34 protein-coding genes are annotated in these 26,940 nt (G+C 67.7%); 8 read left to right on the top strand and 26 right to left on the bottom strand.

The window, feature by feature from the left end:
- The first annotated feature begins 352 nt into the window (after positions 1-352).
- Positions 353-631 (top strand): hypothetical protein, encoded by a 279-nt coding sequence (locus tag ABD719_RS17710; protein ID WP_344694681.1) that lies wholly within the window; start codon positions 353-355, stop codon positions 629-631.
- An 87-nt stretch (positions 632-718) separates the two neighbouring features.
- On the opposite strand, the gene ABD719_RS17705 is transcribed toward ABD719_RS17710, so the two are convergent.
- The 4 genes from ABD719_RS17705 to hisS form a co-directional block, all read right to left on the bottom strand.
- On the bottom strand, positions 719-1,687 hold the full coding sequence (locus ABD719_RS17705; protein ID WP_344694680.1) for a DUF4167 domain-containing protein: 969 nt from the start codon (positions 1,685-1,687) through the stop codon (positions 719-721).
- A 272-nt stretch (positions 1,688-1,959) separates the two neighbouring features.
- Positions 1,960-2,793 (bottom strand): peptide chain release factor N(5)-glutamine methyltransferase, encoded by an 834-nt coding sequence (gene prmC, locus ABD719_RS17700; protein ID WP_344694679.1) that lies wholly within the window; start codon positions 2,791-2,793, stop codon positions 1,960-1,962.
- Positions 2,786-3,865, bottom strand: coding sequence for a peptide chain release factor 1 (prfA, locus tag ABD719_RS17695; RefSeq protein ID WP_344694678.1), 1,080 nt, complete (start codon positions 3,863-3,865; stop codon positions 2,786-2,788). The genes prmC and prfA overlap by 8 nt, the downstream gene beginning before the upstream one ends.
- Complete coding sequence (hisS, locus tag ABD719_RS17690) at positions 3,862-5,109, bottom strand: histidine--tRNA ligase (RefSeq protein ID WP_344694677.1); 1,248 nt, start codon at positions 5,107-5,109, stop codon at positions 3,862-3,864. The genes prfA and hisS overlap by 4 nt, the downstream gene beginning before the upstream one ends.
- 52 nt (positions 5,110-5,161) lie before the next feature.
- Here hisS and ABD719_RS17685 point away from each other — a divergent pair, with 52 nt between their 5' ends.
- The 3 genes from ABD719_RS17685 (at position 5,162) to ppa (ending at position 8,436) form a co-directional block, all read left to right on the top strand.
- A complete protein-coding gene (locus ABD719_RS17685) occupies positions 5,162-5,815 on the top strand; it encodes a DUF1345 domain-containing protein (RefSeq protein WP_344694676.1) in 654 nt (217 codons plus the stop codon).
- A gap of 85 nt (positions 5,816-5,900) precedes the next feature.
- Entirely contained in the window at positions 5,901-7,829 is a 1,929-nt protein-coding gene (locus tag ABD719_RS17680) for a M61 family metallopeptidase (RefSeq protein ID WP_344694675.1), read from the top strand.
- A gap of 25 nt (positions 7,830-7,854) precedes the next feature.
- Positions 7,855-8,436, top strand: coding sequence for an inorganic diphosphatase (gene ppa / locus ABD719_RS17675; RefSeq protein WP_344694674.1), 582 nt, complete (start codon positions 7,855-7,857; stop codon positions 8,434-8,436).
- Positions 8,437-8,438: 2 nt separating this feature from the next.
- On the opposite strand, the gene ABD719_RS17670 is transcribed toward ppa, so the two are convergent.
- Genes ABD719_RS17670 through ispG form a run of 6 tightly spaced genes read right to left on the bottom strand, consistent with a single transcriptional unit; the run spans position 8,439 to position 11,943 of the window.
- Positions 8,439-8,792 (bottom strand): TfoX/Sxy family protein, encoded by a 354-nt coding sequence (locus ABD719_RS17670; RefSeq protein ID WP_344694673.1) that lies wholly within the window; start codon positions 8,790-8,792, stop codon positions 8,439-8,441.
- A 10-nt stretch (positions 8,793-8,802) separates the two neighbouring features.
- Positions 8,803-9,279 carry a GNAT family N-acetyltransferase gene (locus ABD719_RS17665; RefSeq protein ID WP_344694672.1) on the bottom strand — a complete coding sequence of 159 codons (477 nt, stop codon included), beginning with the start codon at positions 9,277-9,279 and terminating at the stop codon, positions 8,803-8,805.
- A complete protein-coding gene (locus ABD719_RS17660) occupies positions 9,276-10,178 on the bottom strand; it encodes a DMT family transporter (protein ID WP_344694671.1) in 903 nt (300 codons plus the stop codon). The genes ABD719_RS17665 and ABD719_RS17660 overlap by 4 nt, the downstream gene beginning before the upstream one ends.
- On the bottom strand, positions 10,175-10,555 hold the full coding sequence (locus tag ABD719_RS17655) for a type II toxin-antitoxin system VapC family toxin (protein WP_344694670.1): 381 nt from the start codon (positions 10,553-10,555) through the stop codon (positions 10,175-10,177). Before ABD719_RS17655 ends, ABD719_RS17660 begins: the two co-directional genes overlap by 4 nt.
- A 5-nt stretch (positions 10,556-10,560) precedes the next feature.
- Entirely contained in the window at positions 10,561-10,782 is a 222-nt protein-coding gene (locus ABD719_RS17650; protein WP_344694669.1) for an AbrB/MazE/SpoVT family DNA-binding domain-containing protein, read from the bottom strand.
- A 36-nt stretch (positions 10,783-10,818) separates the two neighbouring features.
- Positions 10,819-11,943, bottom strand: coding sequence for a flavodoxin-dependent (E)-4-hydroxy-3-methylbut-2-enyl-diphosphate synthase (gene ispG, locus ABD719_RS17645; protein ID WP_344694668.1), 1,125 nt, complete (start codon positions 11,941-11,943; stop codon positions 10,819-10,821).
- A 100-nt stretch (positions 11,944-12,043) separates the two neighbouring features.
- Here ispG and ABD719_RS17640 point away from each other — a divergent pair, with 100 nt between their 5' ends.
- From ABD719_RS17640 to ABD719_RS17630, 3 genes are all read left to right on the top strand, one after another.
- Positions 12,044-12,973, top strand: a complete 930-nt coding sequence (locus tag ABD719_RS17640; protein ID WP_344694667.1) for an isoaspartyl peptidase/L-asparaginase family protein — start codon at positions 12,044-12,046, stop codon at positions 12,971-12,973.
- Positions 12,970-13,842 (top strand): S1/P1 nuclease, encoded by an 873-nt coding sequence (locus ABD719_RS17635; RefSeq protein WP_344694666.1) that lies wholly within the window; start codon positions 12,970-12,972, stop codon positions 13,840-13,842. Before ABD719_RS17640 ends, ABD719_RS17635 begins: the two co-directional genes overlap by 4 nt.
- A gap of 67 nt (positions 13,843-13,909) precedes the next feature.
- On the top strand, positions 13,910-14,842 hold the full coding sequence (locus ABD719_RS17630; protein ID WP_344694665.1) for a DUF2254 family protein: 933 nt from the start codon (positions 13,910-13,912) through the stop codon (positions 14,840-14,842).
- A 13-nt stretch (positions 14,843-14,855) separates the two neighbouring features.
- Here the strand turns inward: ABD719_RS17630 and ABD719_RS17625 are convergent, their stop codons facing one another.
- The 14 genes from ABD719_RS17625 to ABD719_RS17560 form a co-directional block, all read right to left on the bottom strand.
- Complete coding sequence (locus ABD719_RS17625) at positions 14,856-15,413, bottom strand: CAP domain-containing protein (protein ID WP_344694664.1); 558 nt, start codon at positions 15,411-15,413, stop codon at positions 14,856-14,858.
- Between the two features lie 37 nt (positions 15,414-15,450).
- On the bottom strand, positions 15,451-16,035 hold the full coding sequence (locus ABD719_RS17620) for a L,D-transpeptidase family protein (protein ID WP_344694690.1): 585 nt from the start codon (positions 16,033-16,035) through the stop codon (positions 15,451-15,453).
- 20 nt (positions 16,036-16,055) lie between these two features.
- Entirely contained in the window at positions 16,056-16,685 is a 630-nt protein-coding gene (locus ABD719_RS17615) for a PEP-CTERM sorting domain-containing protein (RefSeq protein ID WP_344694663.1), read from the bottom strand.
- A 378-nt stretch (positions 16,686-17,063) separates the two neighbouring features.
- Positions 17,064-17,990 carry an alpha/beta hydrolase gene (locus ABD719_RS17610; RefSeq protein WP_344694662.1) on the bottom strand — a complete coding sequence of 309 codons (927 nt, stop codon included), beginning with the start codon at positions 17,988-17,990 and terminating at the stop codon, positions 17,064-17,066.
- A gap of 15 nt (positions 17,991-18,005) precedes the next feature.
- Complete coding sequence (locus ABD719_RS17605) at positions 18,006-18,221, bottom strand: hypothetical protein (RefSeq protein ID WP_344694661.1); 216 nt, start codon at positions 18,219-18,221, stop codon at positions 18,006-18,008.
- On the bottom strand, positions 18,211-18,423 hold the full coding sequence (locus ABD719_RS17600; RefSeq protein WP_192127118.1) for a type II toxin-antitoxin system antitoxin: 213 nt from the start codon (positions 18,421-18,423) through the stop codon (positions 18,211-18,213). The genes ABD719_RS17605 and ABD719_RS17600 overlap by 11 nt, the downstream gene beginning before the upstream one ends.
- Positions 18,423-19,334 (bottom strand): SPFH domain-containing protein, encoded by a 912-nt coding sequence (locus ABD719_RS17595; protein WP_425567208.1) that lies wholly within the window; start codon positions 19,332-19,334, stop codon positions 18,423-18,425. The genes ABD719_RS17600 and ABD719_RS17595 overlap by 1 nt, the downstream gene beginning before the upstream one ends.
- A gap of 123 nt (positions 19,335-19,457) precedes the next feature.
- Positions 19,458-19,838, bottom strand: coding sequence for a glycine zipper 2TM domain-containing protein (locus ABD719_RS17590; protein WP_344694659.1), 381 nt, complete (start codon positions 19,836-19,838; stop codon positions 19,458-19,460).
- Positions 19,839-19,939: 101 nt separating this feature from the next.
- Positions 19,940-20,467 carry a peptidoglycan-associated lipoprotein Pal gene (gene pal / locus ABD719_RS17585; protein ID WP_344694658.1) on the bottom strand — a complete coding sequence of 176 codons (528 nt, stop codon included), beginning with the start codon at positions 20,465-20,467 and terminating at the stop codon, positions 19,940-19,942.
- 41 nt (positions 20,468-20,508) lie between these two features.
- The gene (gene tolB / locus ABD719_RS17580) at positions 20,509-21,915 is read right to left on the bottom strand and encodes a Tol-Pal system beta propeller repeat protein TolB (RefSeq protein ID WP_425567207.1); all 1,407 of its coding nucleotides are present in this window, start codon (positions 21,913-21,915) and stop codon (positions 20,509-20,511) included.
- Positions 21,916-21,917: 2 nt separating this feature from the next.
- On the bottom strand, positions 21,918-22,967 hold the full coding sequence (locus ABD719_RS17575) for a cell envelope biogenesis protein TolA (RefSeq protein WP_344694656.1): 1,050 nt from the start codon (positions 22,965-22,967) through the stop codon (positions 21,918-21,920).
- Complete coding sequence (tolR, locus tag ABD719_RS17570) at positions 22,967-23,392, bottom strand: protein TolR (protein ID WP_344694655.1); 426 nt, start codon at positions 23,390-23,392, stop codon at positions 22,967-22,969. Before tolR ends, ABD719_RS17575 begins: the two co-directional genes overlap by 1 nt.
- Positions 23,393-23,402: 10 nt before the next feature.
- On the bottom strand, positions 23,403-24,095 hold the full coding sequence (tolQ, locus tag ABD719_RS17565) for a protein TolQ (RefSeq protein WP_344694654.1): 693 nt from the start codon (positions 24,093-24,095) through the stop codon (positions 23,403-23,405).
- Entirely contained in the window at positions 24,096-24,554 is a 459-nt protein-coding gene (locus ABD719_RS17560; protein WP_425567206.1) for a YbgC/FadM family acyl-CoA thioesterase, read from the bottom strand.
- Positions 24,555-24,643: 89 nt separating this feature from the next.
- Between ABD719_RS17560 and ABD719_RS17555 the strand changes: the two genes are divergently transcribed.
- Complete coding sequence (locus ABD719_RS17555) at positions 24,644-25,045, top strand: VOC family protein (protein ID WP_344694653.1); 402 nt, start codon at positions 24,644-24,646, stop codon at positions 25,043-25,045.
- 50 nt (positions 25,046-25,095) lie between these two features.
- Here ABD719_RS17555 and ABD719_RS17550 read toward each other — a convergent pair whose 3' ends face one another.
- Positions 25,096-25,797, bottom strand: a complete 702-nt coding sequence (locus ABD719_RS17550) for a hypothetical protein (protein ID WP_344694652.1) — start codon at positions 25,795-25,797, stop codon at positions 25,096-25,098.
- Between the two features lie 91 nt (positions 25,798-25,888).
- Positions 25,889-26,875 (bottom strand): NAD(P)H-dependent flavin oxidoreductase, encoded by a 987-nt coding sequence (locus ABD719_RS17545; protein ID WP_344694688.1) that lies wholly within the window; start codon positions 26,873-26,875, stop codon positions 25,889-25,891.
- Positions 26,876-26,940: the final 65 nt, after the last annotated feature.

Here is a 26,940-nt window from a genome sequence, read left to right as displayed (position 1 = left end):
TATGGATACGTGAAGGACCTGTGAGAACAGCTTAGTGCTTACGACACATCCGACGCCTTGATAACGCCAGACATCCCGCAGGCCGCCGCCCACATGTCCCTTCATCTAAATCAACAATGTCAAAGAACAAAAACCGAAACGCCCTCCAGCTCCCCTCTCAGGTCGCACAAGGCATCTGGTTTTTTGCGACCACTGCGAAACAGGCCACGAAGGCCGCCGCTGCGGTGAAACCCCTCTACGGTCGTGACAGTTTGACGTCAACAGCGTTTACATAGAAAAATTCAAAATGTTCCGGACAGCCCATCGATCTATCAGGTTGAGTGATCGTCGATCGGGTCGCATGATCCATCCCATGAACCACCGTCCCGCCGGCCTGGGCGATCCCGATCAGGCGAACCATGCCTGGACACGATTCCGGAACTTGCTGGCCTGGATGACGATGGCCGGCATGTTGTGCGCCGCGGCGGTGATCGCGGTCATGGCACATATCCAGGGCCCGTTGCATCTCGTGACGATGTTCGCCGTGATCGGCGGCGTCGGAGGATCGGTGATGCTGGCGGGAGCCCTGATGGGGCTGGCGTTCCTGAGTTCCGGGTCCGGGCATGACGAGGATGTCGAGCGGATCGACTGATCGCGGATGTGACAAGCTGCTGAAACGGTAGGGGGCCGGTACCTTTCGGCACCGACCCCCTGTTTCTTCAACCGGTCGTCTCGTCGTTCAGCTGGCGGCGACGTCGTCCGTAACGGCGGCACGGACCCGGCGCCGACGGGGCTTGGGCGCGTCGTCCTCGACCGGGGCATCGCCAGCCGAGATGTTCAGTGACGGCGGCAGACGATCCGCGTCGACGCCATTGTCCCCGGACACGGCCTCTACCACTGGAGCAGCCTCCCGCCGTGGCCGGCCGCGACGGCGCGGTGCCAGCGGCGCATCGGCATCAAGGATCGCCTCTGCCCGCTGTTCGAGATTCTCTCCCGCCGCAATCGGCTCGGCACGATGCTGGGCGGCGACTTCGGGCTGTGGCGGGAAAGCTGTCTGCGGCTGATAGAGCGCGTCGTTGCGCTCCGTATCCACTGCCGGGCGATCGGCAGCACGCGTATTGCGATCGTCGCGATTGTCCTGACGACGGGGACGCTCGCCCCCCTCGACACGCGGCTCGTTGCGACGCCCCTCACGCGGACGATCCTGTCGTTCCGCGCGCTCTTGCCGCTCAGGGCGCTCCTGGCGCTCGGCCTGCCGTTCCGGACGTTCTTGCCGTTCGAAACGCTCCTGCCGCTCGACCGGTCGGTCGCCACGGTCCTGCCGCTGGGCATCGCCCTGCTCGCCGGCGCGGATCGGCTCACCCTCGTCACCATATTCGTCGTCGCCGTCGAAGTCCTGCGAGGGGCGGCGCTGCTGCGGCTGATCCTCGAACCGGCCACGCTGATCGCTCAACACCCGGAAATAATGGTCGGCGAACTGGAGATAATATTCGGTGTTCACCCGGTCGCCCTGACGCTGCGAATCCGCCGCGAGGTTCTTGTACTTCTCGTAAAGCTGGTTCGCATTGCCGCGCGCGCGGTTATCGATACGATTGCCGTTGTCGGAACGACCCTGACCGCCCTGACGCGGGCCGCCACCATTGTTGCCGCCGCCGCTACCGTTGCGACCGCGACGGCGCCCAGCCTGCTGCTGCCGATTATTGATCAAGCCTGTCGTCCCTTGCCAGTAACACTGTTCCAACGGTGCAGCGGGTTGTTCGGGCGCAGCCCCTGCCCGACATAGCGTCGAGCCCGTCGATACCACCACCGGGCAGCATCATCACGATGAGGCGGGCCACCGCACGATCTCGCGGTCGTCGTTGCCGGGCATGAGCCATCCGGCCAATGACGCCTGACGATTGAAGATCATATGCCCCGATCCGCTCATAGCGGCGGAGCACGCTGCCCCACAAGCGAAATATGGGCGGCCCTGCCACCGGGTCAAGCGGCGATCAACGCCCGTGGACGCCCGCCGAGATCGCGGCGCAGATCGACTGCGAAACCCTGCGCCCGCAGCAGGTCGCCGACCGCCTCCGCCTGCGTCCAGCCGATCTCGACGATCGCCGCCCCGCCCGGCGCGACGAGGCGGCGCAGTTCGGGCGCAAGACGGCAGTAATCCGCCAGCCCGTCCGCCCCCGCGAACAGCGCCTCGCCGGGTTCGTACCCGACCACTTCAGGCGACAACGCCTCGTCCAGTCCGATATAGGGCGGGTTGCAGACGACGAGGTCGAACGATCCCGTCACCGCCGTGCCCCAGTCGCCCTGCACGAAGGCAGCGCGCGCGCCGAACGGTTCGGCATTGCGACGCGCCCAGCCAAGCGCAGCCGCCGACCGGTCGATCCCGATCCCCCGCGCATTCCGCCATTCATCCAGCAATGCCAGCAACAGGGTGCCGGGACCGGTGCCGAGGTCGAGGATGGTCGCGGGCGGCGCCGCCGCGAACCGGGCAAGTGCCGCCTCGATCAACGTCTCACTGTCCGCGCGCGGCACCAGCACCCCCGGCCCGACCGCGAGATCGAGCGTCCAGAACCCGCGGCTGCCGGTGATATAGGCGATCGGCTCCTGCCCCGCGCGACGGTCGACCAGCGCCGCGAATTCAGCGGGAACCGGTCCGTCATGGCCCAGCAGCAGCGCCGATCGCTCGACCCCCAGCGCATGTGCCATTAGCAGTTCGGCATCGAGCCGGGGCGTCGCGGAAAAGGCGAAGCGCGCCGCCGCCGCCACGATCGCCGCGCGGATGCCGTCCTGCCCCGCCCCTGCGGAGTGATCAGGCATCGAGCGTGGCGAGACGTTCGGCTTCGTCCTCGGCGATCAGCGCGCCGACCAGATCGCCGAGTTCGCCCTGCATGATCTCCGGCAGGCGATGCAGCGTCAGGTTGATGCGATGATCGGTCACCCGCCCCTGCGGAAAATTATAGGTCCGGATGCGCTCCGACCGGTCGCCTGAGCCGACCATCGCCTTGCGCGTGCCCGACCGTTCGGAAGCGAGCCGTTCGCGTTCCGCCTCGTACAGGCGGGTGCGCAGCACTTTCAGTGCCTTGGCCTTGTTCTTGTGCTGCGATTTCTCGTCCTGCTGGATCACGACGAGGCCGGTGGGCAGATGCGTGATCCGCACCGCCGAATCGGTGGTGTTAACGGACTGGCCGCCGGGACCGGACGACCGGTAGACGTCGATCCGCAGGTCGCGCGCCTCGTCGATCTTCACATCAACCTCCTCCGCCTCGGGCAGCACCGCGACGGTGGCGGCGGAGGTATGGATGCGCCCGCCCGCCTCGGTCGCGGGCACCCGCTGGACGCGGTGGACGCCCGATTCGAACTTCATCCGCGCGAACACGCCTTGTCCGGTGACGGAGGCGACGACCTCCTTGAACCCACCCGCGTCGGAGGCGCTGGCGGAGATCGTCTCGACCCGCCAGCCCTGCCCGTCGGCATAACGCTGGTACATGCGGAACAGGTCGCCCGCGAACAGCGCCGCCTCGTCCCCGCCGGTGCCGGCGCGGATTTCGAGCATCGCCGCTCGCTCGTCGGCGGCATCGCGGGGCAGCAGCGCGAGCGCGAGGCGGCGATTGGCGGATTCCAGCGCGGCCTTGTTTTCGTGCAGCTCCTCGGCCGCCATCTGGCGGAGTTCGTCGTCGCCGGTGTCCTCGGCCATGTACGCAAGGCTTTCCGCTTCTGCGCGCAGCCGCCGCACCTCGCCCGCAGCCTGCGCCACGGGTTCGAGTTCGGCATATTCCTTTGACACCGCCACGAAACGGTCGCCGGGCAGATCGCCCCGTGCCATCTGCGCCGCCAATTCGTCACGCCGCGCCTCGATCTGGGCGATGCGGTCGGGGGAGATGGGGTTCATGCCAGACCGTTTGTAATCGGGTCGATGATCGCCCGCAGTTCATCAGGATGGAATGTCGCACGCCGGCCGCGTTCGCCAACATGGGGCAACCCATTCATACGGGAGAGCGAGATAGTATAGGCAGGATCGGCCTTCAGCGCCTTCTCGTAACGCTTTTTCGGATTGCCCGTGACAAATCCTTCCGTGGAATAGCCGGACCGGCGCAATGCAGCCGTCAGCGCGACGACGGGCAAGTGGAATTCTTCTGCCTCTGCGATGACAGCGATATCCACGGCAATCGGCGAGGTCTCCGGCACCAGCATCGCCAGCCGCTCGACCCCCGCCGCCCAGCCGACCCCCGCCGTCGCCGGCCCGCCAAGCGACTCGATCAGCCCGTCATAGCGCCCGCCGGCCAGCACCGTCCCTTGCGATCCCAGCCGGTCGGTGACGAACTCGAACGCGGTGTGCCGGTAATAGTCGAGGCCGCGCACCAGTCGCGGATTGCGTGTCCATGCCACGCCCGCCGCATCCAGCCCCGCCGTCACCGCATCGAAGAAGGCGCGCGCCGCCGGCGTCAGATAGGCGTCGATATCCGGCGCCGAATCCGCCGCCGGCCGATCGCGCGGGTCCTTCGAATCGAGGATGCGCAGCGGATTCTTGGCCAGCCGGGTCAGGCTGTCCTCGGACAGGTCGGCGCGGTGCGCCTCGAAATGATCGACCAGTGCCTGCCGCCACGCATCGCGCGTCTCGGCATCGCCCAGCGTGTTGAGCTGGAGCGTCACCCCCTCCACGCCCAGTTCACGCAACAACTGGTCGGCCAGGACCAGCAGTTCCACGTCCGCCGCCGGTTCGGGCGCGCCGATCACTTCCGCGTCGATCTGGTGGAACTGGCGATACCGCCCCTTTTGCGGGCGTTCGTAGCGGAACACGGGACCGGAAGTCGCCAGTTTCAGCGGCGCATATTGCTGCCACCCCTCGGTCAGGAAGGCGCGCGCCAGCCCGGCGGTGAATTCGGGCCGCAGCGTCAGCGAATCGCCACCGCGATCGGGGAAGGAATACATCTCCTTCGACACCACGTCGGTGGTCTCGCCGATCGAGCGGGCGAACACCTCGGTTGCCTCGAAAATGGGAATATCGACACGCTGGAAACAATACAGCGCGCGTACCCGCTCGAACGTGGCGAGCACGTGGGCGAAGCGGCGCTGTTCGTCGCCGAAGATGTCCTGCGTGCCACGCACGCGCTTGGGGGTTTCGATCCGGGCCATAAGAGGGCGGGTATCTAGGCGAGCCCGCGCCCCTGCGCTAGGCGTCGTCGCGATGGAACGCGCACCATGGAGCGACCTTGGCCAGCGGGTGGCGCCGCCGCGCTTCGTGCTGTTCGCGCTCGTCTTCGCCGGCGCACTGGCGGTCGCCATGCCGTGGCTGGGTCGCGGCCGGGGGATCATGGCGGCGTTCGACCTCGCCGCGACGGTCTTCCTGATCGCGGTATCGACGCTGCTGGGCCGCGGCGAGGCAGCGGCGATGCGGCAGGCGGCCCGGCGCAACGACGCCAACCGCACCGTCCTGCTCGGCTTCACCGGGCTGACGATGGCGGTGATCCTGGTCGCGGTGGCGGGCGAGCTCAAGGGCCGCAGCGACGGCGCGGCGATCGTGCTGGTGGTGGCGACGCTGGTGCTGACGTGGCTGTTCTCCAACACCGTCTATGCGCTCCATTATGCCCATCTCTATTATCTGGGCGACGGGGCGGGGCACGATGCCGGCGGGCTCGACTTTCCCGGCACCGACGATACCCCCGATTACTGGGACTTCCTGTATTTCAGTTTCACGCTGGGCATGACGTTCCAGACCTCCGACGTCACCATTCGCGCTGCGGGCATCCGCCGGGTCGTGCTGGGCCACAGCATGGCGGCGTTCGTGTTCAATCTGGGCGTGCTGGCCTTCACCATCAATGTGCTGGGCAGCGGCGGTTAGGGCGAAGGGACGGGCGGAGGGGCTGGACGGGGGCCGGCGCGGGTGCCTACACTCGCAGCAACCCCTTCCGCATCAAAGGTTCTCCATGCACGCCACGTTCGTCGTCGCCCTGTTCGCGTCCGCCGCGCTGTCCGGCCTCGCCCTTCCCGCCGCCGCGCAGGTGCCCGCCGGCAACAGCGCCCCGCAACCGGTGCCCTTCGTCGACACGATCCCGGCCGCGCGCGACACGCCCTATCCGGGCACCATCCTGCTGGATGTCGACGCCACCGATACCGAACGCGGCATCTTTCGCGTGAAGGAGACGATCCCCGTCGCCACCAGCGGCAAGATGGCGCTGCTCTATCCGAAATGGCTGCCCGGCAAGCACGGACCGCGCGGCGAGATCGAAAAGCTGGCCGGGCTCGTCGTCCGCGCGAACGGCCGGGTGCTGCCGTGGACGCGCGATCCGGTCGACGTCTTCGCCTTCCACATCGACGTGCCGTCGGGGGCGAAGACGCTGGACGTGGAATTTCAGTTCATCTCCGCGACCAGGCCCGATCAGGGCCGCGTCGTCATGACGCCGACGATGATCAGCCTGCAGCCCAACGCGGTCAGCCTGTATCCGGCCGGCTATTTCACCCGCCAGATCCCGATCCGCATGACGGTGAAATATCCCACCGGCTGGACTGCGGCGGGCGCGGTGCCGGCGCGGGCGAGCGGCGCCACCTATGCCTATCAGGTGACGGATTATGATACGCTGGTCGATTCGCCGGTGCTGGCGGGCAAGTACGGCAAGACATGGCCCCTGTCGCCGCGCGTCGATCTGAACGTCTTCGCCGACGATCCGAAGGAACTGGCCGCCACGCCCGAACAGATCGACGCGCACAAGCGCCTGGTCGATCAGGCGGTGAAGACGTTCGGGGCGCAGCATTACGACAAATACGAATTCCTGCTGTCGATCACCGACCAGCTGGGCGGCATCGGGCTGGAACATCACCGGTCGTCGGAAAACGGCGTCGGCCCCGGTTACTTCATCGACTGGACCAATAGCGTCACCCGCCGCAACCTGCTGCCCCACGAGTTCACGCACAGCTGGGACGGCAAGTTCCGCCGCGGCGCCGACCTGTGGACCCCCGATTTCCGCACGACGATGCGTGATTCGCTGCTGTGGGTATATGAAGGCCAGACGCAGTTCTGGGGCTATGTGCTGCAGGCGCGTTCCGGCCTCGTCTCCAAACAGGACACGCTCGACGCCTATGCCGCGACGCTCGCGATCTACGACGCGGCGAAGGGGCGGCAGTGGCGGCCGCTGGTCGACACCACCAACGATCCGGTCATCTCCGCCCGCGCGCCCAAGGGCTGGACCAGCTGGCAACGGTCGGAGGATTACTACAACGAAGGGCTGATGGTCTGGATGGAGGTCGATGCGATGCTGCGTCGCCAGTCCGGCGGCACGAAGTCGATCGACGATTTCGCCCGTGCCTTTTTCGGGGTGCGCGACGGCGACTGGGGCGTGCTGACCTATGATTTCGACGCGGTGGTGCGGACGCTGAACGGCATCCGGCCCTATGACTGGGCAGGTTTCCTGACGAAGCGCCTGACGGAGACGGGGCAGCCGGCGCCGGTGCAGGGGTTCGTGATGAACGGCTACACGCTGGTCTATACGCCCGAGCCGACGAGCTATTTCACCAAGCTGGAAAAGGCGCGCGGCACCGATGTCAGCTATTCGCTGGGCATGGTCGTCAACAAGGACGGCGTCGTCACCGCCTCGCTGTGGGATTCGCCCGCGTTCAGGGCGGCGATCGACGTCGGCACGCAGATGTCGGCGGTGAACGGCGAGGCGTATAGTGGCGACAGGCTGAAGGCGGCGATCGTCGCCGCGCAGACCACGAAGGAACCGATCCGGCTGACCGTCCGGAATGGAGACCGGTTCCGCGATGTCGCCATCGACTATCACGACGGCCCCCGCTATCCGCGCCTGCAGAAGACCGGTGCGGGCGAGACAGGACTTGATCGCCTGTTGGCGCCACGCTGACATTTGTTAGGTAAAGGGGAATATCATGCGTATCGATCTGATTCCGGTCGGCAGCAATCCGCCCGACGACCTCAACGTCATCATCGAGGTGCCGACCGGCGGCGAACCGGTGAAGTACGAGTTCGACAAGGCGTCGGGCGCGCTGTTCGTCGATCGCATCCTGCACACGCCGATGCGTTATCCGGCGAATTACGGCTTCGTGCCGCACACGCTGTCGCCCGATGGCGATCCGCTCGACGCGCTGGTGATCGCCCGCTCGCCGTTCATCCCCGGCTGCGTTGTCCGCGCCCGGCCGATCGCGGTGCTGAACCTCGAAGACGAAGCCGGCGGCGACGAGAAGCTGGTCTGCGTGCCCGTCGACGCGGTGTTCCCCTATTACTCGACCGTCGAGGGGCGCAGCGACGTGCCGGAGATCGTGTTCGAGCAGATCGAACACTTCTTCACCCACTATAAGGACCTCGAGAAGAAGAAGTGGGTCCGCGTCGGCACCTGGGGCGACCGGGACGAGGCACGGCGCATCACGCTGGAGGCGATCGAACGCTACGAGGCCGCCAAGAAGGACGGCCACGAGCCGATGAACGCCGACGAGGCCGCCGGCCGGGTATAAGCTCAGCGACGCCGGGCGGCCTTTTTAGCCGCCGCCCGGCGGCCTGCCGCCAGCGCCAGTTCCGCCCAGTGCCGGAACACGTCGTCATCGTCGTAGCAATCGTCAGGCGCCCGGCGATAGTTCATCGTGGCCGTCTTGCCATCGCGTTCGTAGCTGAACTTCGCCGCCCCGGCCTCGTCCCATTGCGGATCGCTTGCCGTATCCGCCTTGAACCACAGCAGGTCGTCATCCACGATCGCATAGGGGATGCCGTCGCAATACAGCGTCGTGCCGCCCATCATCCGCCGCGACGATGGCACGCCCAGTACCGCGACCATGTCGGCGACCCGATCGACCAGTCCCTGATCCACGCTCATCGGCCCATCCTCACTGGCCGGCCAGCCGCATCAGCGCCGCGCCACTGACACGCTGCACCGTCCATTCCTCCTGCCCCACCGCACCCATCGCCCGGTAGAAGGCGATGGCACCCTCGTTCCAGTCCAGCACCGACCATTCGAACCGAGCGCAATCGCGCGCCACTGCCAGTGTGGCGAGATGCCGGAGCAGCGCCGCCCCCGCCCCCTGACCGCGGGCCGCCGGCGTGACGTAAAGATCCTCCAGATACAGGCCGCGCCGCCCCTCCCATGTCGAAAAGTTGTGGAAGAACAGGGCGAAGCCCACCGGTTCGCCGGCCATCTCGGCCAGCACCGCCTCTGCCGCGGGCCGGTCGCCGAACAGGGCCGCCGCCAGCATCGCTTCGGTCGCCCGCACGGCATCCGGCTCCCGCTCGAACATCGCCAGTTCGCGCACGAACCGCAGGATGACGGGCACGTCGGCGGGCATGGCGGGGCGGATCGCGATCATGTCGCGGCACCTATCACTGCGCTGTCGCCGATGTCACGCCGCCGGGCGGCATGAAGGCACGCCGCGACGATGATCGCCGCCCCCGCCAGCGTCCAGCCCGACACCCGCTCGCCGAACACCGCCCAGCCCAGCACTGCGGCATAGACGAACGAGGTATATTCGCTCGTTGCCAGAAAACCGGTGTCGCCATGTGCATAGGCCCAGGCGAGCAGCAGCAGCGACGCGGTGGACAGGCAGGCGGCGATCACCAACTGCCCCCATGCCGCCCCCGCCGGCATCGTCGCCAGCCACGGCGCGGCGAGCGCCAGCAGCAGTGCGGTGACGCCGGACTGGAAGAAGGTGATCTCACCGGGGCTGGCCGCCTGTGCCTGCACCCGGGCGATCACGAGGTTGATGGCATAGAGTACCGCCGACGCGAGGATCGCCGCCACGCCCCAGCGATCGCCACCCGTCGCGGCGCCGCGCGACTGGCCGATCACGACCACGATCACCCCGCCGAACGCCGCCAGCGACGCGAACGCCACGCGCCGCCCCACCCGCTCGCCCAGCGCGACCGCCGCCAGCAGCAGCGCGAGAATCGGCGCGATGTAGGTCAGCGCGATCGCCTGTGCCATCGGCACGCGCGCCAGCCCCCAGAAGAACAGCAGCGCCATCAGCGTCGTCACGCCGCCGCGCAACAGGTGCAGCCGGATCGCCCGCGCCGATGGCTGCCCGCTCCGCCCCAGCCGCCACGCGGCGGCCCCCAGCCCGACATTGACCAGCGACCGCCAGAACATCGCGTTGTACACGCCGATCGCCAGCACCAGCGTCTTCATCACCGCATCCATGACGGAGAAGAGCCCGATACCCGCCGCCGCGACGCCGAAGGCCAGCGCAGGGGACAGGGAACGCCCGGTCATCGGATCAGGCGAACGTCGATGCCGATGTCGAGCCGCGCCCAATCCCGATCCGAGGTCAGCACCGGCACACCGTGTCGCTTCCCCAAGGCGAGACATGCGCGATCACCCAGCGACAATCCGAGGTGCCGGGTGAACTGACGAAGCCGGGCGGTCGCCATCGCATCATCCCTGCCATGCTCGACATGCTCGATCGGTAGCAGCCGCAGGGCACGGACCACATCGTCGGGGTTCATGCCCCGTTCGATCACCTTGGTCAGCACTTCCGTCAAATTGACCGTCGAGAGCAGGAACGGTCCCCCGTCACCGGCAAGTACATCGCCACCTTCTTCGCCAAGGACATAGGCGAGAATGACCGAGGCATCGACGGCGTGCTTCACTCCCCTCAGTCCTGCCGCCGTTCGCGCAGGAACTGGTCGACACTATAATCCCGCAGGCCTTCGCGCAAACGCAACAATGCCGCTTCGGGATCGTCCCGGACCAGTGAAATCCCCTCGGGAGTCCGCTCCAGCGCTACCGAGTCGCCATCCCTGATGCCGAGTTCACGACGCAAATCCGCAGGGATGACGATCTTGCCGCCGGCGATCACCTTCGCATGATAGGTCATGTCAAGCCCTCCAGGACCTGACTGATATCATGGGACCTATTCCGCCGCCACCGCCTGCACCGCGCCCGCCGCCTCGATCTCCGCCGCCTTGGCCTCGACCAGCTTGACGATGTGATTCACCATGTCCGCGTCCTGCACGTGATGGTCGGTCACGCCGGACAGATAGACCATGTGCTTGCCGTTACCGCCGCCCGTGATGCCGATATCGGTCTCGCGCGCCTCGCCGGGGCCGTTGACGACGCAGCCCAGCACCGACAGCGACATCGGCGTGCGGATATGCTGCAACCGTTCCTCCAGCGCCTGCACGGTGCGGATCACGTCGAAGCCCTGCCGCGCGCAGCTGGGGCAGGATACTACGCGGACGCCGCGATTGCGGATGCCCAGCGCCTTCAGTATCTCGAAGCCGACCCGCACTTCCTCCTCAGGTTCGGCGGACAGCGAGACGCGGATCGTGTCGCCGATCCCGTACCACAGCAGCGATCCCATCCCGATCGCGCTCTTCACCGTGCCGCCGACGAAACCGCCCGCCTCGGTGATGCCCAGATGCAGCGGGCAATCGACCTGTTCGGCCAGTTGCTGATAGGCCGCGACCGCGAGGAACAGGTCCGACGCCTTCACCGCGACCTTGAACTCATGAAAGTCATGATCCTGCAGCAGCTTGATATGATCGAGCGCCGATTCGACCAGCGCATCGGGGCATGGCTCGCCATATTTCTCCAGCAGGTGCTTTTCCAGCGACCCCCCGTTCACGCCGATGCGGATCGCGCAGCCATTGGCCTTGGCCGCGTTCACGACTTCCTTCACCCGGGCCGACGAGCCGATATTGCCGGGGTTGATGCGCAGACACGCCGCGCCCGCATCGGCGGCTTCCAGCGCGCGCTTGTAGTGGAAATGGATGTCCGCGACGATCGGCACGCGCGATGCGCGCACGATCTGCTTCAGCGCGGCGGTGCTTTCCACATCAGGGCACGACACGCGGATGATGTCGACCCCGGCCTCCTCGCAGCGGCGGATCTGGTCGATCGTGGCGCGGACATCGTCGGTCGGTGTGTTGGTCATCGTCTGCACGGTGACGGGGGCGTCGCCGCCGACGGGGACGTTGCCGACCATGATCTGGCGGCTCTGACGGCGCACGATATCGCGCCACGGACGAATGGACATGGCCGATCATATAGGCCGGTTCGGTGACAACAGGAAGTCCGTGGCGGTCCGCGCCCGATCTGCTAACCGCACGGCTCACAAAAGACAGTGGAAGCGACACATGACCGATACCGCAGGCTGGACGCTGGTGATCCATGGCGGGTCCGGGATCATCGAGCGCGGCCGTCTGGCCCCGGAGGCGGATGCCGGTGCCCGTGCCGCGCTTCATGCCGCGCTGAATGCCGGGTCGGCGATCCTGTCGGCGGGGGGCGCGGCGATCGATGCGGTGCAGGCTGCGATCGAGGTGCTGGAGGACGATCCGCATTTCAACGCCGGGCGCGGCGCGGCGCTGACCTTCGAGGGCGGGGTGGAACTGGACGCCGCGATCATGGAGGGTACCGGCCGCCGCGCCGGCGCGGTCGCGGGCGTTACGACGGTACGCAACCCGGTCACGCTGGCGCGCGCGGTGATGGACCATAGCCCGCACGTCCTGCTCGCCGGGGCGGGCGCCGAACGGTTTGCCGACGAGCGCGCGGTCGCGCGGGCGGACGCGGACTGGTTCGTCCTTCCCGCCCGCCGCCGTCAGCTCGAATCGATGCGCGCGGATGCCGACTGGTTCGATGTCGACATGAAATACGGCACGGTCGGCGCAGTCGCCCGCGATGCCGGCGGGCATGTCGCCGCCGCGACCTCGACCGGTGGCGTCACCGGCAAGCGCTGGGGCCGGATCGGCGATTCGCCACTGATCGGCGCGGGCACCTATGCCGACGATCGTTCGGTCGCGGTGTCGGCGACCGGATCGGGCGAGTTCTTTATCCGCGAGGGTGCCGGGCACGAGATCGGCGCGCGCGTGCGCCTGCTGGGCGAAACCGTGCAGCAGGCCGCCGATACGGTGATGGCGGGGGTGAAGGCGCTGGGCGGCACCGGCGGCGTCATCGTCGCGGGGGCGGACGGCACCACGGGATGGAGCATCACCACCCCCGGCATGTACCGGGCCAAGGCGACCGAAGGTGGTGAACGGATCGTATCGATCTACGGAGACGAGGCATGATCGCCCGGATGCTGCGCGCCGGCATGGCGATGCTGGGCGCACTGACGCTGGCGTCGCCCGCCGCCGCCTATTGGGAATATGGGCATGAGGCGGTGGCGGCGATCGCCTGGGCCAATGTGACGCCCGCCACCCGCACCGCGATCCGCGCGGTGCTGGCCAGGCAGGCGTCGCTCGACACCCCCGAATGCCCGGCGCGGACGATCGAGGAGGCAAGTGTCTGGCCCGATTGCGTCAAGCCGCTGAAGGATGCCGCCGGCCAGTCCCGCTTCGGCTATGCCTATAGCTGGCACTATCAGAACGTGAACATCTGCCAGCCCTTCACGCTGGAGCCCGCATGCAAGGACGGGAACTGCGTCTCCACCCAGATCACCCGCCAGCAGGCGATCCTGAAGAACCGGCGCACGCCCCCGCGCGAACGGGCGATGGCGCTGGCCTTCCTCATCCACTTCGTCGGCGACCTGCACCAGCCGCTTCATGCCGGCGACAAGGCGGACAAGGGCGGCAACGATGCCAAGGCGGCGTACGGCATCTATGCGCCGGCGCGGCTGAACCTGCATTCGGTGTGGGACGGGCTGCTCGCCGAACGCGCCATCTCCACCCCGCCGCCGCTGGTGAAGCGCTATCCGCGTGCGACGCGGGTACGGCTGGCGGCGGGCGACGTGACCGACTGGAGCCGGGAAAGCTGGCAGGACGCCTACAAGGCCTATGCCGCCGGGATGGATGGTGATCCCTGCCGCCCGACCCCCGCCCGGATGACGCTGGACGAGGCGACGATCGCCCGGCTGGTGCCGCTGGCGCGCGACGAGGTGGTGAAGGGCGGTCTGCGGCTGGCCCGGCTGCTCGACGCGGCGCTGGGCGGACGGGGGTGAACGCCGTCGCCAAGGATGCAGGGCGGTAAGCCGCTGGTCGTGGATCCTGACCCGGATCGTACGCAAGGTGTGGTTTCGCGCGGTCGCGATCAGCCTGGCCAGTGTTGCGCTCGCGATCCTCGTCGGTGTCATCGCGCCGTGGCTGCCCTATGAATTCGGCGGCGACATGGGGCAGGATTCGGTCGGCACGATCCTGCAGATCATGGCCTCCAGCATGCTGGCGGTGACGGCCTTCTCGCTCAGTGCGATGGTCAGCGCCTATTCGTCCGCGACGCAGCTCGCCACGCCCCGCGCCACGCAGTTGCTGATGGACGACCCGACCTCGCAGAATGCGCTGTCCACCTTCCTGGGTGCGTTCGTGTTCTCGATCGTGGGGATCATCGGGCTGCAGACCGGCGTATACGGCCATGACGGCCGGATCATTCTGTTCGCCGCCACCGTCCTGATCGTGATCCTGGTGGTGGTGACGCTGTTGCGCTGGATCGCGCATCTGACCACGTTCGGCCGGATGGCGGACGTGATCGACCGGGTCGAGGATGCCGCCACGAAGGCGATGGCCCGCTTCGCCGCCGATCCGCATCTGGGCGGTCGGCCCGCCGTGCCGATCCCGCCCGGCGCGACGCCGGTGACGGGGAACAGGACCGGCTATGTCACGCATGTCGACGTACCGGCACTGGGGCGGATCGCGGTACGGGCCGGCGCGACGATCCATGTCACGGTGCTGCCGGGATCGATGGTCGATCCGGCGCGCGACCTGATCCGGATCGAGGGCACGGTGGACGACGCGACGCGCGACGATCTGCGCGAGAGCGGCGGGGAAACGGAGGTGACCATGCGGCTGACCGGGACGCTGGCGGCGCTCCACGCCGCGCGGCCAGAGGCACGTCTCTCGATCCGGAGACTGGCGGATCAATGCGCGGCGCGGGCCCGGCGGACGATGGAGGATGCCGACGATCTCGCCGCCTTCGAGTCGAGCCACACCCGCGGCTGGCCGGCCTGAGGCTCCGCACCCGTCAGAAGGGCTTTTCGCCGATATAGTTGCCGGCTTCGCTGTAGCGGCACACCAGCACATCCTCCCGCGCGCCGCGTGCGATCGCACAACCGACCGAGTGGGTGTCGCGCCACATCATCTGCGTATAGTGATCGACATCGGCGACACGGCCGGTGACGCTATTGTTGGGAAAGGTGCCGGACTTGAAATAGCGACGCTCGCGCACCCAGGCATCGACCATCGATTCGACCGGAAAGGCACCCCGCGTACCGGCCCATAAATTCTCGCCCTGTGGCTCCGCCATGTTCTCCGGCGCATGGTGGAACCCGCCGGTCACGGCCAGCCGGTTCGCCCATTGCCGGGCACCGGCCACTAGTTCGGGGTCCCAACGCAACGGCGGGATGCCCAATGCCGCGCGCTCGCGATTATGGCTTGCGAGAAGACGGAGATCGGCGTTGGAGGTAAGGCCGGTGGTTCCCATGATGAACGGCGCCAGGGACAACCCGGCGATCCGCCCCAGCCATGATATTGATCGCCCGCCTGCCACCGCCTGCGCTCCCGCCAGTTCGGGGAACGGCATGGCACCGCAGGGGTAAGTGCTGGCTTAAACGAGATGGTTAAGCCGCGGGCATGATCGATACCGGATCGCCGCGCCGGACCACCGCATAGAGGTGTCGGGCGAATGCCTCCGGCACACCGATACAGCCATGGGTCGCCGCGCCCGCCCGGACCGCACTGGCATGGATCGCCACGCCGTCGCCCGTCAGCCGCAGCATATAGGGCATCTCGGCGTCGTAGAGTGACGAGCGGTGGTGGACCGCGCGGGCAAGGATCGGGAACGTGCCGGCCGGTGTCGGCGCACCGTCGGTGCCGTACAGGATGACGGCGGTGCCGATCTCGTGCTCGCCGCGGAAGACCGACACGATCTGTTGCGACAGATCGACCCGAACCCAGATCTTGCCAGGAGGTACGCCATCCTCGTTCCAGCGGAAATCGCCGAAGCGCATCGTCCCCCGCGTCTCCAGCAGGCTGCGGACCGGATGCGTGCCGCCATCGGGCATGGCGAGCGGACGCGGGGCGAAGCGGATCCGCGTTCCATCGGCGACGGTCGCCGCGGGGCGAGGGCCAGGCACCGCGCGATCACCCGTACCGCTGACTGCCGCCCCCGCCACGATCGCGGCGATGGCGACGACAGCGACCATCACCCCACGTATCATCCCGGTCAGGCCGCCCGCTGCCGACTGACAGGGGCCGGACGGCGACGGCGCAGGCCGATGCCCGCTGCGAAAAAGCCGAAAATTGTCATCAGCCAAGTCGATGGTTCGGGAACGGCGCTGACCGGGGGTACGACCGGCGTCGTACCACCATCCCCGCCGCCGCCGCCGCCACCGACACCACCGCCTCCGCCGCCAATCCCGATGCCGGTGACCGGGGTGCCCGCGAACCCGACCGTGCCCGGTCCGACCGGTGACGGACCATCACCAGCCAGATCGCCGAAAGCGCCCTGCGGAATGATGAGCGGCGTGCCGAGCAACGGATCGACTGCATCGCCCAGTGGCAAGGCATCGGTCGGCCGGGTGCGGGCCTGCCCCAGCACGCGCTCGGTCGGTCCGGCCGGGCGCTTCACGCCCGATCGGGCGTAGCGCCGCTTGGTCTGCTTCAGCTTCGACTGGCTCAGGGCGCCGGGTGCGCGGCCGCCGGGCGAACGGGCCGCAAGGATCGACGCCGGGTCGGCGATTGCGGCAGCAACGGCGCTTTCCACCGCCGCGCCATGCCCCAGCAGCAGGATCGTCGGCACCGACAGCAGCGTGACCGCACCGACCACGCTGAGGCCGTGACGAACATACGACACCATTGTCGCCAAACGCCCGTCGTCTCTCGAAGATTTCGACCGCATAAACTTCTCCCTGATCGAAGCCCGCGCCTTCGACAACCACCACATCACATTCCACCGCCCCCGTTCTCTTATCAACAACGAAGGGACCACATCGATCCAAGCGCAGTTAATGGTGTCGCAATCCGAGACAAAGGCGACTTTGGTGAAGATTCATGCAGTTGGCGTATGCATATGATACATTTACCATAATCGACAGCATTTGGCGATGGTAGACGCCACGACATGCCGACCGCGTTCAGATCAGTCCCAATGTCCGCGCCGCCGCCAGCGACATCGCACCGCAGGACAGGACGACGATCGTGATCGCCAGAGCGAAGACGAATTTGCGGACGGTCATTTGGTTTTCTCCGCTGGACCGGTCACCATCGACGCGATTGCCGTCACCACCGCCGGATCGACCGGCACGGACGAGTCGCGGTACAGCGCCATATTGGCTGCCCTGTCATCCGTCGTCACCCGTTTCAATACATGATTGACCCCCGGCAGGATCGCCAGTCGGGCGGACGGCGCCCCCTCTGCAAGTCGCCGGGCATCATCGACGCCGACCTGAAGATCGCGGTCGCCCTGCACGATCAGCAGCCGCACCTTCAGCGATGCGGCGAGTCGCTGTGGATCATGCGCGAACAGGTCGATCAGATATCCCTGCACGGCACCGGGGAACAGCATCGGCAGGGGCGGCGGCAATGTGGCGGGATCGACGCGCCGTCCCGCCTCCAGCGCATCGATCGTCGCAAGTGCCGGGGCGAGGATAGGGGCATTGGCGGGGTTGGCGCGCAACTGCTCGCGCATCACCTGCCCCAGCGGCCGGCCGGGGGCGGCGATCAGCACCACGCCGCAAATCCCGCGCGGGTTCTGTGCCGCCTGCAAGGCGACCAGCCCGCCCTCACTATGCCCCAGCAGCCAGGCACAACGACGTCCGGTGCGGCGGGCCGCCTCCATCGCCCAGCCGCGCGTGTCGGCGGCATAGGCGTCGATGGTGACGTCGTTCGGATCGGCGGCCGCCTTGCTCCCGAACATCCCGCGCTTGTCGATGCGCAGCGTCGAGACGCCGCGCGCCGCCAGCGCCTCCGCCAGCAGGCGATAGGGCGCGGCGGTAATCCCCAGCGGACTGTTGCCGTCGCGATCGGTGGGACCGGAGCCGGGGATCACCACCACCACCGGTGCGTCGGCCTTCGCGGTCAGCAGCGTGCCGGCAAGCGGACCCTTTGGCCCGGGGATCGTAACCTCCGCCGCCAGCGCCAAAGCCATCCATATCGTCATCGACCTTGCCTCCCCTTATCCAAGGCGTGCAGTACGGGCGGCAACGATGACGACGGCGATCGTCGCGATGACGATCAGTGCAACACGCAGTATGTCGAGTCGCGCCGGCAACCACGTCAGCAACATCACCATCGCTATATAACCTGCCATCAACAGCCATCCCGGCCAGCGTACCGGCCGGAAACTGTAGCCGATCGCGCTGCGCACGAACCACGCATCGTCATTCCGCATCGCCATCCTCCTTCGCCGGCCGGCCGCGCTTCACCGCGACGGGCGCGTCCAGTTTCACGCCACGCCGCGCCAGCGCCTCGCGCAGCAGGCATTCGACCTCGGCATTCACGCTGCGTAGATCGCCCGCCGCCGCCCGCTCGATCGCGGCGTAGAGCGCCGGATCGAGCCGGAGCGGAAACGACTTGCGCGAAGGGGCCGGCATTACTGGTACAGCGATCCCGCATTGACCACGGGCTGGGTATCGCGCTCGCCGCACAACACGACCATCAGGTTCGACACCATCGCGGCGCGACGCTCGTCGTCCAGTTCGACGACGTTCTTCTCCGACAACAGCGTCAACGCCAGTTCGACCATACCGACCGCCCCCTCGACCAGCGTGGTGCGCGCCGCGACCACCGCCTGCGCCTGTTGCCGACGAAGCATCGCGCCGGCGATCTCCTGCGCATAGGCGAGATGCGTGAAACCGCACTCGTCCACGGTGATGCCCGCCACCGCCAGCCGCGCGATCAGTTCGGTGCGCAGTTCGGCGCCGACGGAATCGTGGTTGCCGCGCAGCGTGACCTCCTGATGCTCGTAATCGTCATAGGGGTAGCGCGAGCCGATGGTGCGTACCGCCGCCTCGATCTGGACGTTCACGAACGCCTTGTAGTCATCGACGTCGAACAGCGCCTGCGCAGTGTCCGTCACGCGCCATACCACCTGTGCCGCCATCTCGATCGGGTTGCCGCGCAGGTCGTTGACCTTGATCCGTTCGGAGATGACGTTGTTGGAGCGGACCGAGATCACCCGCCGGATCATCCATGGCAGCAACCAGCGCAATCCGGTGGCGCGATCAGTGCCGCGATAGGCGCCGAACAGCGTGATCGCCGCCGCTTGGTTGGGTTGCAGCATATAAAAACCGCACAGGATGAAGAGCGCCACCAGCATGCAGACGATCGGTACGATCGACAGGATCGGCGGCCAAGCATCGCTGGCGAGGCTATAGATGCCGAACACGCCGAACAGGATGGCCCCCGCCATCAGCGCCAGCATCACCAGCCCACCGGTCGTCGCGGCCGGGCGTTCCTGTGAATGGGTCAGTGCTTGCTGCGACTCGGTAACCCCGATCATCATTGCCTCCCTGTTATTGTGATATCACTTTTATATCACATTCAGGGTATCGACAAGGGGGGACCGGACGCAAAACGCCGGCGGAGCATGGCCCCGCCGGCGTTTCATGTCACCGATACTATCGGATCAGCGGCATTTCACCTTGCCGCGATCCACCGACCGGCCGAGCAGGGCACCGCCACCGGCGCCCGCCAGCGTGCCGAGCGTGCCGCCGCCGATCAGGTTGGCGAGGACGCCGCCACCGACCGCACCGATGACCAGACCGGTCGTGCCATCATTGCGCTTGCAATAGGCCCGGCCGTCCTTGCCCCGATAGATACGGTCGTTGCGACCCAGCCGGCGCTCGCGGTAATTGCCCTTGCGATAGCTGTTCTGCGGGTTCCAGTCGCCGTCGCGATCTCCCTGCCATCGATTGTCGCGCGACTCGCGGCGCTGGGCATCGGCAGGAGCGATGGCCACGGGGGTGACCATGGCGGCCATGGCGAAGGCGGCGATCAGCTGTTTCATTGTAAGCTCCTTGCGGGGAACAAACATAACGTCGCTGCCACGCCGTGGTTCATTATCGGCAACGGGCGGCCCCCGCGGAACGGGGCCGCCCGTTCGCCGGATCAGTTCAGCACCACCGTCACCGCGCGACGATTCTGTGCCCAGGCGGCATCGTCGGAACCGGTGGCGGCGGGGCGTTCGCTGCCATAGCTGATCGTGGTGATGCGCGACGCCGCGACGCCACGTGCGGCGAGATAGTTCTTGGCGGCGTTGGCCCGGCGATCGCCCAGCGCAAGGTTATATTCGCGGGTGCCGCGCTCGTCGCAATGCCCCTCGATCGTTATGCGGACATTGGGATAACGCGCCAGCCACTGTGCCTGATTGTCGAGGATCGCGCGGGCGGCGGGATCGATGTCGTACTGGTCCAGCCCGAACAGTACCGTGTTCGACGTCACCGAACGCTGGAAATCGGCATTGGAGCCGGGGGTGATCGCACCGTCGCCTGCACCGGTGGCCGGACCGGTACCCGTACCCGTGTCGCCGGTATTGTCGACGGGGGCGGGAGGCAGGACCTCGGGGCGCTTCTTGGCACAGCCGGCAATGGCGAGTGCCGCGGTGGCGAGGATCAGCGTGGTTCTGGATAGGGCCATGTCATTGTCTCCCGTGAGTGATGTCGGATCAGGGGCGTGGATCAGGGACGCAAGGGGCCCCAGGCGGGGTCGGACCCGTCGAGCGGGGTCGGAATGCGGCGTTCGTTGACGCCGGTCAGGTCGACCATCCACAAGGTCGCCTTGCCCGACGATCCCCGGCCCGACCGGTAGAAGGTGATCGCGCGGCCGTTGGGCGACCAGCTCGGCCCCTCGTCCGACCAGTCGTCGGTCAACAGCTTCTCGGCTCCGCCCGAAGGGGACATGGTGCCGATCCGGAAACTGCCGGCCAGCTTGGTGAAAGCGATCAGGTCGCCGCGCGGGCTCCAGACCGGGGTGGCATAACGTCCACCGCCGAACGAGATGCGATGCTGGTTCGATCCGTCCGCATTCATCACATAGATCTGCTGGCCGCCGGACCGGTCAGATTCGAACACGATGCGCGATCCGTCCGGCGAATAGCTGCCGCCGGTGTCGATGCCGGGCGAGGTCGTCAATCGCTGCGGCGTGCCGCCCTGCGCCGACACGCGATAGAGGTCGGTGTTACCGCCGGTCGCCATCGAGAACAGGATAAAACGGCCATCGGGCGAGAAGCGCGGCGCGAAGGTAGTGGCGGCGTTCTGCACCACCAGCCGCTGCTTCCCCGACCCGATGTCGTAGACGTAGATCGACGGGATACGCCCGACATAGCTCATATAGACGATCGACTGCTGGTTCGGTGCGAAGCGCGGCGTCAGCACGATCGACTGGCCGTTGGTGAGGAAGCGGTGGTTGGCCCCGTCTTGATCCATGATCGCCAAGCGCTTGATCCGGTTCGCCTTTGGCCCGGTTTCAGCGACATAGACGACGCGACTGTCGAAATACGGCCCCTCGCCCGTCAGCCGCGCATAGACGGTATCGGCGCATTTGTGCGCGGCGCGACGCCAGTCGGCGGGCGGCACGACGAAACCCTGCCGCGCCAGTTCACGCTGCGCCGACACGTCGAACAAGTAGCAGCCGACCGTCAGCGTGCCATCGCCGTTGGCGCGAATATAGCCCTGCACCAGCGCCTGTGCCTGCGTGCTGCGCCAATGATCGTAAGCGGGGGCCTGCACCTCCGGGAAGGTGACGGGGCGGAGCTGGCCGGGGGATAACGGGGTGAACAGCCCGGAATTGCGCAGATCGGTGGCGATGATGTCCGACAGCTGGCGACCGAGCGCATCGGTGGAGCCGGCAGGCGTCTGCACCACCGCCGCGGTCGGCATGACGGGGATCGCGATCGGTGTGGGTGCGGAGATGCCGCCCTCGACATCGACGACGAGGCCGCCGTCACCCTGATCCGCCGGTGCCGCGGCGGGTGGCGCAGTCTGTGCCGGCGGCGCGGCTACGGGCGCCTGCGCGATGGCGGACGTGCCGAGCAGCAGGGCGAGCGTAACCGGCAAACGGCGGATGAAGCGATCGATCATGGGCATCCTCAACCGGGCAATTTGTAACGAAGGGTGAAATTGCTCCACCCGTTCTGAACGTCGTACAACTCGTCGGGCAAACCGCGAAGCGGTGAGCAGCCGGTAAAGCTGGCGATGGCGAGATCGTCGACCCGGTCGACATAGCGCTGGTTGCCATCGTCGACGCCGGTATGGCCGACGACACGCGGCCGGGCGGCGAGGCTGCCGTCGCGATTGAGACGCAGGTTGATCGCGACGCGGATCCGCTCCGCCCCCGGCCCCGGCGTCACCTGACGATTGGCGCAGGGCTGGATCTGGCGGAGGATCGCGGAACCGATATTGGCAGCGGCCTGCGCACCCATCTTCGCGGCGGGCGCAGCCTCCGCCTTTGCCGGCGAAGGCCGATCGGCCAGCCCCTTCAGGAAATCATCGCCCAGCCGTGATCCGCGCGCGCGCGCAGCGGTGGCGGTCGGGGAGCCGCCATTGCCCTTCGTCGTGGCGGGGGCGGCCGGTTTGGCTGGAGCAGACTTGCCAGCGGCGGCGCGGGCCGGCGTGGTGGACGCCTTGGCCGGCGCGGCACGGGCCGGAGCAGGCTTCGAAGGGGCCGGCTTCGACGGCGCAGGCTTCGCAGGCGCCTCGACAGCGGGGGTTGGGCGGACTGGCTGCGGCTTCGGCCTCGCGACCGGGCTAGGGGCCGGGGCCGGTTTGGCGCGGGGCGGCACCGGCTGCGGGGCCGGTTTGGGAGCTGGCTTCGGTGGCGCGGGTTTGGCTGCGGGAGCCGGCTTGGGCACAGGCTGCGGCGCGGGGGCCGGCTCGGGTGCGGGTGCGGGCGGCGCGGGTTCCGGCGGTGGCGCATCCTCAGGCGCGCCCTGTTCGGGGGCGACGGAGGGGGCGGCCTCGGTGGCCGGGGCGGGCGAGGTCTGTTCGATCGCCACCTCCTCGACCAGTGACACCTCGACCGGCGCGGGCGACAGCTTCAACGGATTGGGCGTGGCGAGAAAGCCGACCGAGAGCAGCCCGAACAGCACGGCATGACCTGCCGCCGCGCCGCCCAGCGCGTATTTCTCGCCCCGTTCCATCAGTCTTCGACGCTGACCAGCGCGACGCGGTTCAGCCCGGCGCGGTTGAGTTCGCCCATCACCCGCATCACGCGGCCGTAATCCAGCGCGCGGTCGGCGCGCAGATAGACCTGCGGCGGCTGAGCACCCGCCGCCCCCGTGACGATCGCCTCGAGCCGGCCGGGAAGCGCTGCCTCGGTGATTTCGTCCTCGCCCAGAAACAGCTTGCCCTGCCGGTCGAGCGACAATTGCACCGGTTCGGCATCCTGATCCAGCGCCTTGGCGCGTGCATCGGGCAGGTTCACGGGCACGCCCGCAGTCAGCAGCGGCGCGGTGACCATGAAGATGATGAGCAGCACCAGCATCACGTCGACCAGCGGCGTGACGTTGATGTCCGCCATCGGGGCGCGCCGGCCCCGTCTGCCGGAGGGAAGGTTCATCGCCATCGCCCGTCCCTTAACGCTGGCCGTCGAGCTGGCGCGACAGGGTGGTGTGGAACCCGTCGGCGAAGCGGTTGAGCGCGGCCTCCACCTTGTTCACGCCGTGGCTGAGGCGGTTATAGGCGATGACGGCGGGGATCGCCGCGAACAGGCCGATCGCGGTGGCGAACAGCGCCTCCGCGATGCCCGGCGCCACCACCGCCAGCGACGAATTCTGCGCGGAGGCGATGCCGGTAAAGGCACGCATGATCCCCCATACAGTGCCGAACAGCCCGACGAACGGCGCGACCGAACCGACCGTTGCCAGGATGTTGAGCCGGTCGGACAGTTTGTCGACCTCCAGCGCGACGGCCGCGCCCATCGAGGTGGCGAGCCGATCACGCGTGCCCGACTTGTCGATCGTGCCGCTGGCGGTGGACCGGCGCCATTCCTGCACCCCCGCCGAAAAGACGCGGGCGGAGGGCAGGTCGCTACCCGATTCGATCTTGTGGAACGCGTCGATATCGTCCGCCTTCCAGAAGTCGCGCTCGAACCGCGTGGTTTCGCGACGCAGCCGGCGAAGACGGCCGGTGAAGGCGATGATGATCGCCCAGGTCCAGATGCTGGCGGCCAGCAGCCCGCCCATCACGAACTTCACCACCCAGTCCGCCTGGATGAACAGTGCGACGGGCGACATCGTCGCGGCGTCCAGATTGAAAACCGGATTCATTCAGCCCCCTTGAGCGACCAGCATGGCATAGATGTTCAGCCAGGCCCGCGGTTGCCGTAGCGGCCGGCCGGTGGGCGACACCAGTACCGCGACGACATCCGCTGCCGCCAGCACTCGGTCGGCGCACCTGACTGTCTGATGAATGAGCGTGCGCGCGGCACTGGCCGCGGTCACGCGGCTGACGACCAGCAGCGCATCGTCGAGCCGCGCCGGCGCACGGTAGCGGATGTGAAGGTCGGCGATGGCATAGGCCCCCTCCCCCGCTTCGTGGACGGCGCGCTGGTCGATCCCGGCGAGGCGCAGCATGTCGGACCGGGCGCGCTCCAGGTAACGGAGATAATTGGCGTGATAGACCACGCCCGACAGGTCGGTATCCTCGAAATAGACGCGCAGGGGGAAACGATGCTCGACCCCGTCGAAGCGCCCCTCCACCGGCTGGTCCACGCCATTCATGTCCATCGGTTAACCGATGCGGCTGGCCGAAGGAACCCGTTGCGCGCGTCGTCGCGATCGGCCTAGCCTGTCCTGCGACGAAGGAGAGAGAAACGATGGGCGACAGACCCGGTGGCGGCGTGACGCCGTTCCTGACGATCCGCGGTCGGCGCGGGGCGGAGGCGCTGGCCTTTTACGAACGCGCGTTCGGCGCGGTGGTGACGGAGCGCAACGTGGCCGAGGACGGGCAGCGGCTGATGCAGGCGTCGTTGCGGATCAACGATGGCTGGATCATGCTGTCCGACGAATTCCCCGAATGGCGCGGCCATGACGAACCGGCGCCGCAGGGGGTGATGCTGCACCTGCAGGTCGACGACGCCGATCGCTGGATGGAACGCGCCGCGGCGGCGGGGGCGGTGGTGACGATGCCGGTGGCGGACCAGTTCTGGGGTGACCGCTATGGACAGGTCACCGACCCGTTCGGGCATCGCTGGTCGTGCGGGTCGCCGATCCGGTGACGATCCTCCGGAATGGGATGACGTTCGCCTGACCCGTCCGGGGGCAGCGATCAGGGTTCGGCCGGCCCCATCCGCATCCGGGTGACGGCAGCGACCGCGACGATCGGAGCCCGGGCGTGCCGGACGGCCCAGCCGGCATGGGCGGTCCGCCAGCGGTCATAGTCGGCGAAGAAGGCCACCAGCGGTGCCTCAATCCGGGGCAGCGCGGTGGCGGCAAAGCCGGGCAGCGCATCGGGCGCGAGCGTCGCAGCCTCGGCCAGCACCGCCTGCGCTGCCGCACAGAACGCGCCTTGCGCGGGGGGTAGCGCCCAGAAATTATAGAGCCTGGTCATCGCATCGTCGTGCTGCGCCTGCCAGCCCTGCCCGAACCGCGCCTTGTACCGCATCGTCACCGCATCGGCAGTGGCGGCGAGCGCCGCCTTGTGCGTGGTCAGCAGCGCGTTGTAGCCGTCCACCAGCGCACCACGACAGCCCAGCGCCGCGACGTTGAGCGCGACACGCAGATGCCAGGTCGTCTCCTCGCCCGACAGGCCGCGATTGGGGGTGAGATAGCCGCCTGCCCCGTCCGGCGCGGGCGGCTCGAAGCCGGGGGAGCCACCCTTGGGCAGGGCCGGCTCCGCATCCTCGACCAATGCGACGGCGACGACAGGGGCCGGTGCGGCGATCGCAGCCGGTGCCCCCAGCATATCCTGCGCCGCTACCGGGACGGAACCAAGCGACGCGGCGGCAGCGCAAACGACTATGCGGATCATAACCAACCCCCTGAACAAGCAAGAGGTTTATCGCCGATCCGGCTCTACCGTCCGTTAACGGCGATGGTTGACAGGCATTGACGCCTTTCGGTCAGGCCGCGCGGCGATCCAGTGCGTGTGCCGCCTCCGCCATCAGTTCGGCGATGATGTCGGCGGCGGGTTCTTCCTTCGTCACCATCCCAACCGACTGGCCGGCCATGACCGAGCCGTGCTCGACATCGCCGTCGATCACCGCACGGCGCAGCGCACCTGCCCAGTAATGCTCGATCTGCAACTGCGCCTCCGCCATCGCGACGCGACCCTCGTCGAGATGGCCTGCGACTTCGCGCTGCTTGGCGGTGAACAACTCGCCGCCCGCGTTCTTCAGCGCGCGAACCGGGATGACCGGCAGGCGCGGATCGAGCTGGACCGAGGCGATCGCATCGCGTGCCGAGGCGCGGATGAACGCGCGTTTGAAATTGGCGTGCGCGATCGACTCGGTCGCGCAGACGAACCGCGTGCCGAGCTGGACGCCCGCCGCGCCCATATCGAGATAGCCGGCGATCGCTTCCCCCCGGCCGATCCCGCCCGCCACGAACACGGGCAGCTTGTCGGCGAGATCGGGCAGCATCTCCTGCGCCAGCACGCTGGTAGAAACCGGGCCGATATGCCCACCCGCCTCCATCCCCTCGATCACCAGCGCGTCGACGCCGGAGCGGACCAGCTTCTTCGCCAGCGCCAGCGTCGGGGCGAAGCAGATCACCTTGGCGCCCCCCGCCTTGATCGCCTCCAGCGAACCCTTGGGCGGCAGGCCGCCGGCCAGCACGACATGGCCGACGCCGTGGCGGGTGCAGACGTCGATCAGCGCCATCAGGTCGGGATGCATGGTGATCAGGTTCACGCCGAACGGCCTGTCCGTCAGCGCCCTCGTCGCGGCGATCTCGCGGTCGAGCAGGTCGACGGTCATCGCCCCGCAGGCGATCACCCCGAAGCCGCCGGCGTTGGAGATGGCCGCGACGAGATGCCGTTCGGACACCCACGACATCGCACCGGCCATGATCGCCACCTCCGTACCCAGGAAGGCGGCGCCGCGCGCCATGCGGCGGGCAAGGCGCTGTTCACCGGTCGAGGTGGCGGTGATGGTCTGCGGGGCTACGGGGGTAT

Source organism: Sphingomonas cynarae (assembly GCF_039537815.1).
Classification (GTDB): Bacteria; Pseudomonadota; Alphaproteobacteria; order Sphingomonadales; family Sphingomonadaceae; genus Sphingomonas; species Sphingomonas cynarae.
This window is presented reverse-complemented; position numbering and strand designations above follow the sequence as displayed.